The organism is Bifidobacterium sp. M0404, assembly GCF_016101415.1.
Taxonomy (GTDB): Bacteria; Actinomycetota; Actinomycetes; order Actinomycetales; family Bifidobacteriaceae; genus Bombiscardovia; species Bombiscardovia polysaccharolytica.
In genome coordinates, this window is the sequence record NZ_JACFQP010000003.1 from 260,240 (window position 1) to 276,672 (window position 16,433).

Annotated in this window: 11 protein-coding genes; 5 read left to right on the plus strand and 6 right to left on the minus strand. The window is 61.0% G+C overall.

From position 1 onward, the window contains the following. Positions 1-118: 118 nt before the first annotated feature. Both H3T93_RS07910 and metG read right to left on the minus strand, forming a co-directional pair. Positions 119-1,483, minus strand: coding sequence for an ABC transporter substrate-binding protein (locus H3T93_RS07910; protein WP_198214751.1), 1,365 nt, complete (start codon positions 1,481-1,483; stop codon positions 119-121). Between the two features lie 562 nt (positions 1,484-2,045). After that, positions 2,046-3,932 carry a methionine--tRNA ligase gene (metG, locus tag H3T93_RS07915; protein WP_144178228.1) on the minus strand — a complete coding sequence of 629 codons (1,887 nt, stop codon included), beginning with the start codon at positions 3,930-3,932 and terminating at the stop codon, positions 2,046-2,048. 414 nt (positions 3,933-4,346) lie between these two features. Between metG and H3T93_RS07920 the strand changes: the two genes are divergently transcribed. Both H3T93_RS07920 and H3T93_RS09175 read left to right on the plus strand, forming a co-directional pair. Further along, positions 4,347-4,838 (plus strand): hypothetical protein, encoded by a 492-nt coding sequence (locus tag H3T93_RS07920; RefSeq protein WP_144178229.1) that lies wholly within the window; start codon positions 4,347-4,349, stop codon positions 4,836-4,838. After that, the gene (locus H3T93_RS09175; RefSeq protein ID WP_232348762.1) at positions 4,835-5,296 is read left to right on the plus strand and encodes a variant leucine-rich repeat-containing protein; all 462 of its coding nucleotides are present in this window, start codon (positions 4,835-4,837) and stop codon (positions 5,294-5,296) included. Before H3T93_RS07920 ends, H3T93_RS09175 begins: the two co-directional genes overlap by 4 nt. On the opposite strand, the gene rsmI is transcribed toward H3T93_RS09175, so the two are convergent. Further along, positions 5,260-6,189, minus strand: coding sequence for a 16S rRNA (cytidine(1402)-2'-O)-methyltransferase (gene rsmI / locus H3T93_RS07930; protein WP_232348775.1), 930 nt, complete (start codon positions 6,187-6,189; stop codon positions 5,260-5,262). The genes H3T93_RS09175 and rsmI overlap by 37 nt on opposite strands. Before the next feature lie 250 nt (positions 6,190-6,439). On the opposite strand from rsmI, the gene H3T93_RS07935 reads away from it, so the two are divergent. Next, on the plus strand, positions 6,440-7,996 hold the full coding sequence (locus H3T93_RS07935) for a dolichyl-phosphate-mannose--protein mannosyltransferase (RefSeq protein WP_144178292.1): 1,557 nt from the start codon (positions 6,440-6,442) through the stop codon (positions 7,994-7,996). Between the two features lie 74 nt (positions 7,997-8,070). Here the strand turns inward: H3T93_RS07935 and H3T93_RS07940 are convergent, their stop codons facing one another. Together H3T93_RS07940 and H3T93_RS07945 are read right to left on the minus strand one after the other, a co-directional pair. Beyond that, complete coding sequence (locus H3T93_RS07940) at positions 8,071-9,537, minus strand: glycoside hydrolase family 1 protein (RefSeq protein WP_232348763.1); 1,467 nt, start codon at positions 9,535-9,537, stop codon at positions 8,071-8,073. A 107-nt stretch (positions 9,538-9,644) separates the two neighbouring features. Then, the gene (locus H3T93_RS07945; protein ID WP_110424761.1) at positions 9,645-10,466 is read right to left on the minus strand and encodes a TetR/AcrR family transcriptional regulator; all 822 of its coding nucleotides are present in this window, start codon (positions 10,464-10,466) and stop codon (positions 9,645-9,647) included. A gap of 408 nt (positions 10,467-10,874) precedes the next feature. On the opposite strand from H3T93_RS07945, the gene H3T93_RS07950 reads away from it, so the two are divergent. Then, on the plus strand, positions 10,875-13,376 hold the full coding sequence (locus H3T93_RS07950; RefSeq protein ID WP_144178234.1) for a GH36-type glycosyl hydrolase domain-containing protein: 2,502 nt from the start codon (positions 10,875-10,877) through the stop codon (positions 13,374-13,376). 76 nt (positions 13,377-13,452) lie between these two features. After that, complete coding sequence (locus H3T93_RS07955) at positions 13,453-14,292, plus strand: alpha/beta hydrolase (protein WP_144178236.1); 840 nt, start codon at positions 13,453-13,455, stop codon at positions 14,290-14,292. Positions 14,293-14,362: 70 nt separating this feature from the next. Here the strand turns inward: H3T93_RS07955 and H3T93_RS07960 are convergent, their stop codons facing one another. After that, complete coding sequence (locus H3T93_RS07960) at positions 14,363-16,402, minus strand: beta-galactosidase (protein WP_144178238.1); 2,040 nt, start codon at positions 16,400-16,402, stop codon at positions 14,363-14,365. Positions 16,403-16,433: the final 31 nt, after the last annotated feature.

Sequence of the window (16,433 nt, forward strand, 5' to 3'; positions counted from 1 at the left end):
CTCCACAGCCGGAGCTGGTGGAGAGGGTGTGCACTCTTTACCGTGCGTCGGGGTGGCACAGGGCCTGACTATGACTTATGGAGCTGTGGGCCTTGGGGCGCCCCGAGGGAACACGAACTCACTTGACGTCGCTGGGCCAGGATTCCTCGACTGCGTCGAGCACCTGCTGCTCGGACTTGTTCTGGGCGAAGTAGGCTATCATCTGCTTCCAGAAGGAGCCCGTACCCACCTCGGCAGGCATCATGTCTGAGGCGTCGAAACGGAAGGTGGTTCCCTCGGCAGTCAGAGACTCATAAGCCAGCTTGTCGATGGGCTTGAGATTCTTCTCGTCCAGTCCGGTGTTGGCCGTAATCCAGCCCGTCATGGCCTTGGCGCGTGCATTGGCGTATTCAGGCGATGAGAGGAACTCTTCGAACTTCTGCACCTCGGGCTTGTCGGAGAAGGCGATGGCGAAGTCACCCCCGCCAATCATGCTCTTATGCTGGGCATCCTTGCTGGGCATGGGGAAGGCCCAGACATCCCCGTCCTTGGCGATCTTGATATCGGGGTTGGCTGTCTGGTAATTGCTCTGATAGAAAAGAGCCATGTGCATGAGGTAGCCCTTGCCATCCACCAAGGGGGTGCCGGCATCCTGCCACGCGGTAGAGGCTATGGACTGGATGTCGCCGAAACCACCGTTGACGTAGGCCGGATCCTTCAGGATCTTGCCGATTTCCTTGAAAGCGGCCAGAATCTTGGGATCGTTGAAGGGGATTGTGTGGTCGACCCACTTGTTGTAGGTGTCGGCATCGGTAAACCGCAAAACGGCATCCTCCAGCCAATCGGTGCCGGGCCAGCCGGAGTCGGCTCCGCCCTCCAGACCCACGGACCAGGGCTTGACCGATGTATCCCCCTTGTTATCATCGGCGATCTTCTTGGTCAGGTCCATCATCTCGTCCCAGGTGGTCGGGACCTTGTAGCCCTTTTCCTTGAAGGCCTTGGGCGAGTACCAGATGAAGGACTTGGCATTGGCATCCACCGGGATGGAGACCAGCTTGCCACCCAGGGTGGAGTAATCCTGCCAATCCTTGGAGTAGTACTTCTTCACATTCGCAGCAGCCTTGGCGGGGACATCCTTGACCTTGCCCGTGGCCACCATGTTCTTGATCATTCCCAGCTGAGGCATGATGGCCACATCCGGAGCGGAACCGGCCTTGACGCGGACTGGGAGCTGTGCGGCCATGTCACGCGAACCTTCGTGCTCCACCTTAGCTCCGGTACAGTTGGCGAATTCGTTGAAGGCCTTGACCGTAGCATCCCCCTCCTGGTCGATCCAGGGGGTGTAGGTGGAGATCTTCTTGCCGCTCAGGTCACCATACTTCTTGTAGGCAGTGCAACTGGCCGAATCGGCCTTCTTCGAACCATCGCCGGAGCCGTTGCCTGAGCCGCAGCCGACCATGCCGAATAAGGTGGCTGAACTAACCACCAGGGCCAGCCCCTTCATTAACGTTGTCCTTCTCATACTTCTCCCACTACGTTGTGTTCGTGAACGTATACAGACAGCTCCTATATTCAGGACCCACCATCCGTATGACAGTTCCTTCAGCGTCTTTGCACATTATTTCCGTACGGGTTCGCGACCCCGGCCGGACGCTTCCATGCGCATCTCTCAGTATAAGTACAAATATAGGTCATTGCAAGCGCTTACTCTGTTCTGTTCATTGGAAATGCACCGGATTACGGTAGGGCGGGAACAGCCGTGAACCTCGCAACCATAAGTGCAATGGCAAGGTCAGGATAAAGAGAAACCCGACGGCAAGGAACCGTCGGGTTGAGAGAGAAGAAGGGATTCAGTTATGAGGCCCAGGGAGGAGCCCCGCCGGTCATCACTTCAACCGGCACGATTTATACAACCATGGCTTTCTGCAAGTCCGGGTAGGATAAGCTCAAAGTTCCCTGTGAATCCTGTGCCCCTGCATGCACCTGGTCTTCCTCCCGTAGGTCCGGTCAGGGCCCGGGAAAGGCGGCCAGGAATCCAGAAAGGCACAGTGGAGGGGGGGGGGGGGTCAGCCTTCCTCAGATTCGTTTTCCGCAGTCTTCAATTTGATCTGCTCGGCCTCGAAGCGTGCCTTCTCCTTAGCCTTGCGCTCGTCCGACTGGGCCTGGAACCGATCCAGCTCCTCCTGCACGGCCTCCTTGGGGATTTTGGCGAAGATGGGAGCGGGTCTGGCGATCAGGGCCCCCTCCTTTACAGGCTCGCTCCTCCAGGGGTGCACATTGACGCCCAGCTGATAGGTGCCAGTGATGATCGGGTAAGAGAAGCCGGGCTTGTCCAGGTCCTGGACCTCCTCCAGATGGGGCAAAGGGGAGAAGGTCCCCTCACCGCCCATGGTTTCGTAGACCTTCTGGGCCGAGTGTGGCAGGAAGGGGGCCAGAAGGGTGTTGGCGTCGCAGACAGCCTGGGCGGCGGTGTGGAGGACGGTGGCCAGGCGGTCCTGGTCCTCCTTGATTTTCCATGGTTCCTGTGCCGATAGGTACTTGTTGATATCGCTGACCAGGGCCATAGCCTCACCCAAAGCGGCCTTCTGGCGCTGGCGCTCGATCAGGGATCCCACAGTGTCGAAGGCCGACCGGGACTCCTCCAGGAGAGTCCGGTCCTCTTCAGTCAGCCAGCCTTCTTCAATGTGAGGGATCTGACCGAAATCCTTGTTGAGCAGGTTGGCAACGCGATTGACCAGGTTGCCCCAGGAGGCGGCCAGCTCCTCGTTGTTGTGCCGGACGAACTCCGCCCAGGTGAAGTCCGAGTCCGAAGTCTCCGGCCCGGCAATGGAAATGTAGTAGCGAACTGCATCGACCGGGTAACGTGCCAGGATGTCCTTGACGTAGATGACGATGCCTCGGGAGGAGCTGAACTTCTTGCCCTCCATGGTCATGAACTCGCTGGCCACCACCTGCTCAGGCAGGTTGAGCTCGCCGTAGGGCCCCGGCTCTCCTCCCTTGGATCCCTGGCCGTTGTAAGCCAGAATCTCCGAGGGCCAGATCTGCGAGTGGAAGGTGATGTTGTCCTTGCCCATGAAGTAGTAGCCCAGGGCCTTGGGATCATTCCACCACTTGCGCCATGCCTCAGGATCGCCCTGACGGCGGGCCCATTCGATGGATGCCGACAGGTAGCCGATGACGGCGTCGAACCAGACATAGAGTTTCTTGTTGGGATCGTCGACCCACCCGTCCACAGGCACGGGAATGCCCCAGTCGATGTCTCGGGTGATGGCCCGCGGCTTGACCTCCTTGAAGAGCCCCAGGGAGAAGTTGAGCACGTTGCTGCGCCAACCCTTGCGGGTTTTCAACCAGGCCAAGTTGGCCTCGGCCAGGGCAGGAAGATCCAGGAAGAAGTGCTTGGACTCCTCAAAACGGGGCGTCTCCCCATTGATCTTGGACACAGGGTTGATCAGTTCGTCCGGATCCAGCTCGTTGCCGCAGTTGTCGCACTGGTCGCCGCGAGCGCCATCGGCACCACAGATGGGGCAGGTCCCCTCAATATAGCGGTCCGGCAGGGTTCGTCCGGTGGAAGGCGAGATAGCCACCTTCTGTTGACCCTCGTAGATGTAGCCATTGGCCCGGCACTGGCGGAAAAGCTCCTGCACCACCTTCTCGTGATTGCCGGTCGTGGTCCTGGTGAAGAGGTCATAGCTGAGTCCCAGATCGCACAGGTCCTTGACGATGACCCGGTTGTAGCGGTCGGCAATCTCTTGTGGGCCTACTCCTTCGGCATCAGCCTCCACCAGGATGGGAGTGCCGTGCTCGTCGGTCCCCGAAACCATAAGGACATCATTGCCCTTCATGCGTTCGTAGCGTGCATAGACATCCGAAGGGACGCCGAACCCAGCGACGTGGCCGATGTGACGGGGCCCATTTGCATAGGGCCAGGCGACGGAAACAAGGATATGACTCATACCAGCAAGATTATCGGCTTAGGCCTACAATCCCCCGCCTCATCCACAAGACTGCCGGCTGTCAAGCAGATTATCCACAAGTTCACAAATTTAGGCCTCCTTCAGGCAAGCCCGGATACGGCCCTTTACAGTCGAACCATGAATCGAGAACACGTCCTCGGGGGAGCGACGTGGGCGCCTGCCACTACCCTTGGCGCCAGCCGCACCCTTAGAGCTACAACCAAGCCGCCAGGCCGGGCACCGCTCGTCGACACCGCTCAGCAGTGTTTCGGGCCACGATACGGAACAGGCCCAACGCGCACCCGTGGCCGTCCGCCTACGACCGAATTCGGAACCCCGGTTCCTGAGCCCAAACCGCTGCCCAGTCTGATTCAGATCGGAGATCTGCCAGGTCCGCTCAGCCTCAGCCTGCTGGTGAACGAGGGAGTCGTGACCTGCCTGGACCGATCCTGTTGCTACCTGAACGAACAGGCGGAGGGACTCTACGGTCGCGCCTCGATTGTCATGTCCATGGTCCCTTACGGTGCAGCAGCATGCGGCGGACTGGCGCTCTGGGTATGGATCAACGGCCATTTCCCCGATGCTCTGGACATCATCTCCAACTCCCACTTCCGCACGCCGGTTTACGGCAGGCCCCTTCGCCCCCATCAGCGACAGCTGGATGCCCGTTATCTGATGAAGCTTGGGCGGCTCTGGGTGACTTCGCCGCTCTGGACGGCCTGTGATTTGGCCTGCGAGCCCACGGGCCAATGCAACGGTGAGGACATCATGGCGGTTCTCCATGAGCTCATGGAGCGGTATCATGTCAGCTGCGGATCCTGCGAGGCGCTTCTGTCCTCCAACCCCCGATGGCCTGGCCACGCTCAAGGACTGGATACCATAAGACGGCTCAAGGCGATCCTATGAATAAGGCGATGAGGGACGGCCGACGTAGTCATGGCCATCATCGGCACCTGGATAGGATCAGACACCGTCGTGAATCCTCCGCTACTGAACGCATGACCCGGCTCATGACTGCCATCAGCAGCCGGTCGCACCCCTCAACGGAAGACGATTGGAGTCAAGACGAACCCAATAGCCTCGAACCAATGGCCGAGGGGCGGGCCCCACCGCCAGAGCCTCCCTTGGTGCCAACGGCACTGATGGCCACAGACCCCGAGACCGACCCGAGCATCCTCTGGACCATCGCCCGAGAAGAGCCCCGGCTGCGCCGGTGGCTGGTGGCCAATCCCGCCGCTTCGCCGGCACTGCTGGAAACCGTCTCACAGCTGGGTGGGCCCGGTGTGCGCAGAGCACTCGAGGTGCTGCTGGATGAAGGGGACGGGAATCAGTCCTCCTTATCCTCTTCAACGGCCAAGGCATAGATCCGCTTGCGATTAGGCAGGCTGCCATCGGCCAAGGGATGCTCGGCAGCCACCCGGGCGATAGCCTCCTTGAGCCGCAGATCCTCAGATCTAGCCAGTTCGCGTGCCAGGTCTGCCAACTGCCGATCATCCATGGCCTCAGGGTCGTTGCGCCTGGCCTCCAAAGCAGAAGCACCGGCCACGACCAGGACCATCTCCCCCCTGGGGGGATCCTCCTGGAGGGAGCGCACAATGTCGCCGACGGTACCTCGCCGGATCTGCTCATGCTCCTTGGTCAGCTCCCTGCAGAGGGCCATGAGCCGGTCGGAGCCGAAGACCTCCTGAAGGTCCTGCATAGCCTGATCAATGCGGTGGGGTGTCTCGTAGAAGACCATGGTCCGCTCCTCGCTGCGCAGAGTGCGCAGATGCCGCAACCGCTCCTGATGTCGGCGGGGAAGAAACCCTTCGTAACAGAAGCGGTCAGTCGGCAGACCGGAGAGAGCCAGAGCGTCCAGCACAGCGCTGGGGCCGGGAGCACAGGTGACCGGTATGCCTCGCTCGATGGCCCGCCTTACGATGGCCATGCCCGGATCGTTGATGGTGGGCATACCCGCATCCGAGACCACCAGCACGCAGGCTCCGTCACGAACCTGATCCAAAATGGGATCGGCCATCCGTCGCTCATTATGATCGTGATAGGCCATAACCCTGCCGCTTACACGCACGCCCAATCGGTTGGCCAAGTCGTAGAGCCGCCGCGTGTCTTCCGCAGCAACCAGGTCCGCCGACTGCAGGAGCTCCACCAAACGTTTCGAGGCATCGGCGACATTGCCAATAGGCGTGGCCGCCAGCACTACCGTTCCACGTGAAACACTAGGTGGAATCGGCTTCTCATGACTTTCTCTGCCCTGCATATGTCCATCGCTCCGGCCATTCGTGCTGCTCATGCCTTTAGTATGGCCTAATCTAGGGGTGATGACATCTTTGGCAGGGCTTTCTTCGCAGCATCGCTCCTCCAGACACGGCAGGCACGCCGCCCACCGGTCCGGTCGCCCTGTCATGCTATCTATCTTCAGCTCGCCCATGGGTCAGCACACCAAGGGTCGGGTCAACCGGATCCACAGGCCCTCCCGTCGGCAGAGCGGCTGGTTGGCCTGCATACTCATGGCTCTTTTAGGCGGGCTCTTGCGGTTTGTGCGGCTAGGCAGCCCCCGGGCCATCGTCTTCGACGAGACATATTACGTCAAAGACGCCTGGACCATGCTGATGACCGGCGAGCCACGCAACTGGCCAAAAAAAGCCGGCCCGCTGAACCTACCCATCGACCAGATCTTCGCCCAGGGGCAGACAAGCGACTGGCTGCCCCAGGCCGAATACGTGGTTCACCCGCCGGTGGGCAAGTGGTGCATCGCCCTGGGTCTCAAACTGTTCGGCGGAGCAGGCAATCCCTTCGCCTGGCGAGTGGCCACCGCTCTGGCCGGCACCATCGCCATCCTGCTGCTCTGCCGTGTAGCTCTGCGCCTCTTCCACAACCTGCCCATCGCCCTGACGGCCGGCTTCCTCATGGCCATAGACGGTCTGGGCATCGTCATGAGCCGCACCGGCCTGCTGGACAACTTCGTCATGATCTTCGTTCTGGGAGCCTGGCTGTGTCTGATGGGCCATCGGGACTGGGCCAGGGCCAGGCTGCGACAATCCTGGGCAAAGGACCAGGCTGATTTCCGCCTGCACTACCGGGTTAAGGTCATTCAGTCACAGGGACAGCAGGGGCAGAAAAGCCGTGTCGAGCTGCCCGTGGCCACCACCGGCCCCTTCATCGCCTGGTCCTGGTGGCGGACCGGAGCCGCCCTGCTGCTGGGCCTAGCCACCGGGACCAAGTGGTCGGGCGCCTACTTCTTCGCCGTCTTCGCCCTGATCTCGGTGCTCTGGGATGGCTGGGAGCGTCATCAAGCAGGGTATGGATCCTGGCTGCAGAGCGCCGTGTTCAGGGACGGGCTGCCAGCGGCCTTGCTTATGATCCCCATCTGGGCGGGCACCTATTTGGCCTCCTGGACGGGATGGTTCCTGCACGACGATTCCTTCATGCACAATTGGGCGGCCCAGCACCCTGGCCAGGGTCTGACCTGGCTGCCGGAGGGACTGCGGTCCCTGGCTGAATACCACCGGCAGATGTGGCGCTTCCACACCACCCTGCATACCCGCCACCCATACATGGCCAACCCCCTGACTTGGCCCTTGCAGGTCAGGCCCACCAGTTTCTACTGGCAGAAGCTCACGGGCTTCCCCGGCCTGTGCGGACTGGCCAAGGACTCCCCCTGCGTAGCCGCCGTCACATCCTTGGGCAATCCCCTGACCTGGTGGCTGGGCAGCATCTGCATGATCCTAGCCATCGTCATCGCCGTCGTGGTCAAGCACGGAGATTGGCGGATCTGGGGGGTCCTGGCAGGCATGCTGGCCGGCTGGCTGCCCTGGATCCAATACATGAACCGGACCACCTTCACTTTCTATTCCATCGTCATCCTGCCCTGGATGATCCTGGCCATCTGCTACGTGGTCAACTGGCTGCGGCAGAACTCGGACATCGTCCTCTACCGGCAGACCATGATCATGGGCCTGACCCTGCTGGGCCTGACCTCAGTCTTCTTCTACCCGCTGTGGACCGCCATGCCCATCCCCTATGACTTCTGGCGCATGCACATGTGGCTGTCCAGCTGGATCTAAGACAAAGAAGGCGGTCGGACAGCGATGCCCAACCGCCTTGCAGTAACCTTTGTATGCCTTGTATGCCGTCTTGCTCAGACTGCGCGATCACGGATGATTTGCGCGTAACGCAGACCGGAATCCTTCCAGATCCGCTCCTGGGTGTCATAGTCGACCCTGATCAGCCCAAAGCGCTTGGTGTAGCCCAGGGCCCACTCAAAGTTGTCCAGCAGGGACCAGGCAAAGTAGCCGGTCACCCGAGACCCGGCCTGAATGGCCTTGGCCACAGCCTTGACATGCTCTTCCAGATAGGCCACCCGCTTGGGGTCGTGGACGATCTTCCCGCCGGGTGCGTCCGGATCCTGACTGACCTGGTCATCCCAGGCGGAGCCGTTCTCGGTCACCATGAGTTCCATGTCGGGGAAACGTCGGCCCATCTCCACCAGCACATCGGTCAGACCCTGGGGTTCCTGATTCCAGCCCATTCCCGTCAGCTCTCCCTGCGGGGCCTGCCCCTCCACGCTATCCTGGGCCGGCATGGCGTTGGCATGGCGATCGACCAGCTTGCCCTCAGGGCCGACCGAGGCATCGGCGGATTCGTCATCAGCCCTCCTGGCCTTTACATAGGTGGTGGCGTAGTAGTTCAATCCCAGGACGTCAAGGGGCTGATGGATGGTCTCCAGGTCACCGTCCTGCACGAAGCGCCAGTCGGTGTCCCCCCTCGCCGCCTGACTGACGCCTTCCGGATAAGCCCCTTCCAGCATGGGGGCCAGGAAGACCTCGTTGGCGAAGAGGTCGGCCCTCTTCTTGGCGGCGAGGTCCTCCGGGCTGTCCGAGGCCGCCCGGGTCACCTGAAGGTTGAGGGTGACCGAGAGTCGGGCATCCTGCCCAACCTGGGCCCTGATGGCCTGGCAGGCCAGTCCATGGGCCAGGTTCAAATGGTGGACGGCGGCCAAGGCCTGGTCGTAGTCTTTGATCCCGGGGGCATGGGCCCCGTTCCCATAACCCAGGTAAGCCGCGCACCAAGGCTCGTTCAGGGTTGTCCAGGTGTCCACCCGATCGCCGAAGGAAGCGGCCAGGGCGGAGGCGTAGTCGCCAAAACGGAGAGCTGTGTCCCTGCTGGGCCAACCTCCGGCATCCTGTAGGTACTGGGGAAGGTCCCAGTGGTATAGGGTGACGACGGGCCTGATTCCATTGTCACGCAGCATATCAAGGACCTTCAGGTAGTGGTCCAGCCCGGCTTGGTTCACCGGACCACCGGCTGTAGGAAAAATACGGGACCAGGATATGGACATGCGGTAGGCGCCGACACCCATCTGCTTCATCAGGGCTATGTCTTCCGGGTAGCGGTGATACTGATCGCAGGCCACATCACCGTTGGATCCGTCGACGACTACGCCCGGTCGGGCGCAATATGTGTCCCAGATGGAATCCGTCCTGCCGTCCTCATGTGCCGCCCCTTCCACCTGGAAGGCGGCCGTGGCCGTTCCCCAAGTGAAATCGGACGGGAAGATGAACTTGCTCTCTTGGCCCATGCCAATCCTCTCTTTCGTTTCTTTCATATCCATAGCGCTTTACCCGCTTGCAATCATTTGCTGTCCTTCGGCCGACGGATACCCTTGGCGGCCGCCGTCCCACTGCAGACGCCGTCTGAACGAAGCTGCCGTTCCTAAGCCGTCTGCCCCCCACCCGTGATAAGGCCGTAGGAAGCCAGGCATTCTTCAGAATCCGGGTCGATGTCACTGGGGTCCATGAACCCATGCCATTTCTCCTGGGGGAAGAGCTCGTCGGAGAAGGCGAGCCACTCGGCCACCAGGTCGGCTGACCCGTCCGCCAGCCAGCGGTATTGCAGGCCATCCATGGCCGACATGCACAGCATCCACATGTGGTGGAAACGGTCCAGGTCGTACCCTCTGGGCAGGCACCAGTTCAGTGACTTGATGGTCTGCCAGAACTTCTGGTTGCGGCCTATGAAATAGCGGTGAGCTGGGTGTGAAGGGCTGAGAGCCTCACCGTTCAGGATGGAGAAGAGCTTGACCATCTCCGGCCTGCGAGCATTGAAAATAACGTTGTTGGCGCAGAATCGGGGGAAGAAGAGGAGGCTGTGTCCGTCCGCATCCGTCCCCGTACAGGTCTTGTAGATGAATTCGTCGGCTTCAGGGGAGTCATAGGCCTGCTCCATGACCATGCTGAACAGGTCGTTCTTGGAGTTGATGTAATGGTAGAGAGCGGCCTCTGTGATGCCTACCTGATCGGCCACGTCCTGCAGGGACATCCCCCAAAAGCCTTTGACGGCAATCACCTTGACGGCAGCCTTCACAATCTGATCCCTGCGTTCATCGGCAGTCATCCGCTTGCGCCGGGTGAAGGCCTTGCCGGTAAACACCTGACGAGCACGAGGGTTCTCCGAGAAAGTGGATCCGACCGTTGGGCCGGATCCGGTGACCCTCTTGCCGGCCCGGTACTGGTTCCAATCCTCTACGCCGGTCATGAACCTCCTTTACACAGGCACCTTGCGGGCGGGGACCCCGTCCCTGCGGTTGCAGCCCGCCCTCGTGGGTCCCCATCATAACTGCAAGCGCCTCCAACATTCCCAACCCTTGGGGTTCCGAACTGTTGATCGCCGCATGATTTCAACCATTAAAGGAAATCCACACACGCTTATCTATAGGTTTATTAATGAATGCTATCATCTTAGTCAAACGATAATACAAACGCGGGTCGCCAGCCTAGCGGTCCTTCCCGGAGTGGGGTACGATTCCGGCAGCTATTCCAATCGAACGCTGTTGCCTTCAGGATGTCGTGACCCCTGGTACAGACCGGAAGGGCTGCCTACGGCCTGCCCAACCGGCCCAAACCCAAGGGGCTGAGCCAAGGTTGCATCGAAGATAGGGAGAACATGCAATACGGTCATTTTGACGACGCAGCCAGGGAGTATGTCATCGACACACCCGCCACCCCGCTGCCCTGGATCAACTATCTGGGCAACCAGGACTTCTTCTCCCTCATCTCCAACACAGGCGGCGGTTATTCTTTTTATAAAGACGCCAAGCTCCAGAGGATAACCCGTTACCGATACAACGGGGTACCTGCCGACAACGGCAGCCGCAGCTACTATCTGAGCCTCATGAATCGGGACAACCCAGAGTCCGCCCCCCTAGCCACCTGGTCCCCCACCTTCCTGCCCTCCAGGACCCCCCTTGACCGGTACAGCTGCCGCCAGGGGACCGGATATACCGTCTTCGAATCCTCCTACAAGGGGATCGACACGGTCATGACCGCCTTCGTTCCCGTGGATGCCGATGCCGAAATCAACCGTCTGAGAATCAGGAACACCACCGACTCTCCCGTCCTCCTGGATGTGACCGGCTGCGTGGAGTGGTGCCTGTGGAACGCCATGGACGACTCCAGCAACTTCCAGCGCAACCTGTCTACGGGCGAAGTGGAGGTCGAGCAGGGACCAGAAGCCACCCTTCTCTACCACAAGACCGAGTACAAGGAACGCCGGAACCATTACGCCTTCTTCGGCGTCAACCGACATACCTGCGGGTTCGACACCAGCAGAGACGAATTCCTGGGTCGGTTCAACGGCTGGGACACTCCCCAGGCCATCACCGAAGGCAGAGCCCACAACTCTGTTGCGCACGGCTGGTTCCCCATAGCCGCCAACAGGGTCAGGCTATCCCTGGACCCCGGCCAGGAGGAGAGCCTGGTATTCATCCTGGGCTATGTCCAGCTGCCCAAGGAAGACAAGTGGGAGGACCCGGATGACCCTGCCAAGGTGGGAATCATCAACAAGAAACCCGCACACGCCCTCTTCGACCGATTCAGAAGGGACGACCAGGTCGACCAGGCTTTCGCCGACCTCAAGGCCTATTGGGCCGACCTTCTGGGTCGGTTCACCGTGGACAGCGGCGATCCTCGCCTGGACCGGATGGTCAACATCTGGCATCAGTACCAGTGCATGGTCACCTTCAACCTTTCGCGTTCGGCATCCTATTTCGAGTCGGGCACGGGGAGGGGAATGGGCTTCCGTGACTCCAACCAGGATCTCCTGGGCTTCGTCCACCTGATCCCCGGCCGCGCCCGTCAGCGCATCATCGACATCGCCTCAACCCAGCTGGAGGATGGGTCGGCCTGGCACCAGTACCAACCACTGACCAAGAGAGGGAACGCCGACATTGGCGGCGGCTTCAACGATGACCCTCTCTGGCTGGTGGCCGGTACCTACGCCTACTTGGCCGAGACCGGGGATTCCTCCATCCTGGAGGAGCCCGTCCCCTTCAACAATGTGGAAGGGACCGAAGAGCCCCTCCTGGAGCACCTACGCAGATCGGTCGGGTTCACAATGAACCACCTGGGTCCGCATAAGCTCCCCCTGATCGGACGGGCCGATTGGAATGACTGCCTTGACCTCAACTGCTTCTCCGATACGCCGGGAGAGAGTTTCCAGACTGTCGAGAACAATGACACAGGCGTGGCTGAGTCGGTTCTGATCGGGGGCATGTTCGTCCTCTACGCCGGCCACTACGCCGACATCCTGGACCATTACGGAACGGATTGCGGGATGGGCAGGGAGGCTGTGGCCCAGGAGACTGCCACGGTCCGCCAGGCCATCGAGAAGATGACCCATGCCGTGGAGGGGGCCGGCTGGGACGGCCAGTGGTTCCTCAGGGCCTACGATGCTTACTCCCATCCTGTCGGTTCCCACACTGACACCGAGGGGCAGATCTACATCGAACCTCAGGGGATGTGCGTGATGGCCGGTATTGGTCTTGGTGACGGCAAGGCCCGACAGGCTTTGACCTCGGTCAAGGAGAGGCTGACCTCCTCCTGGGGTACCGCCATCCTGGCCCCCGCCTATTCCACCTACCGGATCGAACTGGGCGAAATCTCCTCCTATCCCAAGGGTTACAAAGAGAATGGCGGCATCTTCTGCCACGTCAACCCCTGGATCTCCATAGCCAACGCCATGGTCGGCGATGACGAGGAGGCCTTTGCGGTCTACAAGCGTACCTGCCCGGCCTACCTGGAGGAGAAGTCCGACATCCGCAAGGTGGAGCCCTACGTCTACTGCCAGATGATGGCCGGTCCTGAGTCCCCCACCCCCGGCGAGGGAAAGAACTCATGGCTGACAGGCACGGCCGCCTGGTCCTTCGTGGATATCTCCCAGTACCTGCTGGGGGTCAGGCCCACCTTGGACGGGCTGGCTATCGAACCCCACCTGCCCACCGAATTCAACGAATTGACCATCGGCAGAACCTGGAGGGGGATCACCTATCGGATTTCCATGAAGCGGACTGGAAGGCGTTCGATCAGCCTGGACGGCCACGAACTGAGTGGCGGGATAGTACCACCCCAGACCAGTGAAAATCCCGTAGACGTGACCGTGACCTTCTGAAGGACCGCCGAGCCACCTGGTGATTTACAATGAGTCACGGCCTGAGGGCCCTAAGTATCAAAGAGGATGAGAGCAGATGCAGTATTTCGAGCAGGAGATTGAGGGGATTGACGGCAGCCGGGCCAAGTTCGTCGGCTACAGCCTGGATAACAGCGAGGAGGTAGTGCCAGACCGGGTCCGCCCATCGGTCCTGGTCATCCCCGGGGGCGGCTATGAGATGACCTCGGACAGGGAGGCCGAACCCATCGCCGTACAGTTCCTGGCGGCTGGCTACAATGCCTTCGTCCTGCGCTATTCCTGCTGGCCCTCCGTGTACCCGACAGCCCTGGTCGAAGCGGCTGAAGCCATGAAGCGCATCCGTGAGCACGCCGACCAGTGGCACGTGGACCGCAAGGCCATCAGCATCATGGGCTTCTCAGCCGGCGGCCACCTGGCAGCCAACCTGGCCACTACCGCCGGAGACCAGGACCTCCGGGCCCACGGCTACGACCCCGACGCCGTCCGCCCCGACGGTCTTATGCTGGGCTATCCGGTCATCACCTCCGGCCCCCTCGCCCACCGAGGGAGCATCGACCACCTCTTGGGCGACAAGAAGGAGGATCCTGAGGCCCTAGAGGCGGTTTCCATCGAGAAGCACATAGACAGCAAGACCCCGCCCGTATTCGTCTGGCACACCATGGAGGATGGCCTGGTCCCTCCGGAGAACACCCTCATGCTAGTAGAAGCGTGCAAGCAGGCTGGCGTCAGCGTGGAAGCCCACCTCTTCCCCCACGGAGGCCACGGTCTGGGCCTGGGGACCGAAGAGACCGCCTGGCAGGGAACCAATGGAATCGAACCCTGCGTACAGATCTGGCCACGTCTCGCGGCCGCCTGGATCAAGCGGACCTTCAGGGGGCAGGGGGAGCCGGCCGTCTGACTATCGTAGTTCAGAACTCCTTGATGCCAGCCATAACAGAACCCGGATACTCAGGTTCACCGTTGACAAGTCAGGCCAGCGCGACCAGAGCCACCCCGTAGGGAGGCAGGTCCAATGGGCCAGACACTCGGCCACCGCCCAAGAGTTCCTCACCGCCCCTCAGGAGGGGAAGGTCGGTGGTGACTGGCGAGTGGGCCGAGTTGATCACAATGGCATACCGTGTCCCGTCATCCGATTGGCGAATGGAAAGGCTGACGTCCTTGGGAGTATCGACCGCGGGGAGCCCCAGGCTGTCAATGATGGGATCCATGAAGTCATCCATGCCAGCCTCGTCCAAAGGAGTGCCAACGAAGTAGGCCCTCCCCTTGCCGAAATCGTTCACCGTCAGGGCCGGGCTGCCGGCGTAGAAGTCGCCGCCCCCGTAGGTGGCAAGGGGTTTGGCTCCCTCGCAATGAATCAGGCTGGCAACGATCTGACCGGCGGGCTGGCCGTCAGCAGCTGCCAGACCTTCCACCGGTATGGTGTCATCAGGCGCCAGGGCATCGATCTCCTCGACCCAAACCCCGGTCAGCCCCCTCAGAACACCCGGATATCCGCCTGGAACCACCAGGTCGCGTTCATCGTGGATACCGGCCATGTAGCCGGTGACGAAGGTGCCGCCATCGGACACATAGGACTCCAGGTGGTCTGCCACACCAGGCAAAAGGGAGATCAGGGCCGGGGCCAGGATCAGGTCATACTTCTTCAGAGTCTCGACCGGGGCTGTGCTGGGAATGAAGTCCACGGCCAGGTTGCGGCGGTAGAGGGGCCGGTAGAAGCGATGGACCTCCTGGGGGTAGGAGAAGCCTGCCGTGGGGCCCACACAACCTTCCAGGGACCAGTAGCTCTGCCAGTCGAACATGATGGCCACCCTGGCCACCACTCGGCTACCCATGAGGCGGGCCCCCACCCGATCCAGCTCGGCTCCAAGGGCAGCGGTCTCCTTGAAAACCCGGGATTCCTCACTGCCGCTGTGGTCTATGACAGCCCCGTGGAAGCGCTCGCAGCCACCACGGGACTGTTTCATCTGGAAGAACTGCACCGTGTCGGCCCCATGGGCCACGGCCTGCCAACTGAGTTTGCGGACCTCGCCGGGCCGCTTGACCTTGCAGAAAGGGAACCAGTTCTGCTGGTTGGGCGTCTGCTCCATCAGCATGAAGGGTCGGCCTCCGCCCACCCCCCGCATGAGGTCATGGGACATTGCGGTGAAACTGGGTGGGGTGTCCATGCCCGGATAGTTGTCCCAGCTGACCAAGTCCATCTGCTGGGCCCACTCGAAGTAGTCCAGGTCCTTGAAAGTCCCCATCAGGTTGGTGGTGATCGGCGTGGAACCGTCGTGACGGCGGATGGCATCGCGCTCATTGGTGAAGCAAGCCAGCTGTGCCTGCTCCTGGAAGCGGCGGTAATCCATCTGCAGGCCGGAAATCACACACTTGTTCTCACCGATCCCGTCGCCGTAGGTCACGGGTGGAACCACGTCAGCCCAGTCATAGATGGTGTGGCTCCAGAAGTTGGCGCACCAGGCCTGGTTGAGGGCCTGGACCGTGCCGTACTTCTCCTTCAGCCAGACACGGAAGGCCCGGGCACAGCCCTCGCAGTAACACAGGCCGCCACCGCCACCGTACTCGTTGCCCACATGCCAGGCCACCAGGCCCGGGGTGGCGGCGTAGCGTTCGGCCAGGTGGTCTGCCAGAGCCCCGGATGCCTGTCGGAAGTATTCACTGGTGGGGCAGAAGTTATGTCGGCCACCGAAAACGCGATGCCTGCCCTCCTGGTCGGTCCGAATCACCTCTGGGTGGGTCCTGACCATCCAGGCAGGCAGGGCCGCCGTCCCCGTAGCCATGACGATGTTGAACCGGTGCTTGACCAGGAGGGCCACAATCTTATCCAGCATGGAGAAGTCATATCCGTCTTCCGAAGGTTGCAGAAGGGCCCAGGAGAAGACGTTGATGGTGGCCTCGTTGATGTGGGCGTCCTCGAGCTTTTCGATGTCCTGTTCCCAGGTGTCCTCCGGCCACTGTTCCGGATTCCAATCGCCCCCGAACAGGAAGCTGCTGAATGTGGGTTTCATGATCAATCTCCTTCAGGTCGCCCGACGAGCA

Bases quoted from the DNA above. Each gene is read 5' to 3' on its own strand.
- H3T93_RS07910 (WP_198214751.1), bottom strand. From the start codon at position 1,483: ATGAAGGGGCTGGCCCTGGTGGTTAGTTCAGCCACCTTATTCGGCATG.
- metG (WP_144178228.1), bottom strand. From the start codon at position 3,932: ATGAGTCATATCCTTGTTTCCGTCGCCTGGCCCTATGCAAATGGGCCC.
- H3T93_RS09175 (WP_232348762.1), top strand. From the start codon at position 4,835: ATGAATAAGGCGATGAGGGACGGCCGACGTAGTCATGGCCATCATCGG.
- rsmI (WP_232348775.1), bottom strand. From the start codon at position 6,189: ATGCAGGGCAGAGAAAGTCATGAGAAGCCGATTCCACCTAGTGTTTCA.
- H3T93_RS07935 (WP_144178292.1), top strand. From the start codon at position 6,440: ATGGCTCTTTTAGGCGGGCTCTTGCGGTTTGTGCGGCTAGGCAGCCCC.
- H3T93_RS07940 (WP_232348763.1), bottom strand. From the start codon at position 9,537: ATGAAAGAAACGAAAGAGAGGATTGGCATGGGCCAAGAGAGCAAGTTC.
- H3T93_RS07945 (WP_110424761.1), bottom strand. From the start codon at position 10,466: ATGACCGGCGTAGAGGATTGGAACCAGTACCGGGCCGGCAAGAGGGTC.
- H3T93_RS07950 (WP_144178234.1), top strand. From the start codon at position 10,875: ATGCAATACGGTCATTTTGACGACGCAGCCAGGGAGTATGTCATCGAC.
- H3T93_RS07955 (WP_144178236.1), top strand. From the start codon at position 13,453: ATGCAGTATTTCGAGCAGGAGATTGAGGGGATTGACGGCAGCCGGGCC.
- H3T93_RS07960 (WP_144178238.1), bottom strand. From the start codon at position 16,402: ATGAAACCCACATTCAGCAGCTTCCTGTTCGGGGGCGATTGGAATCCG.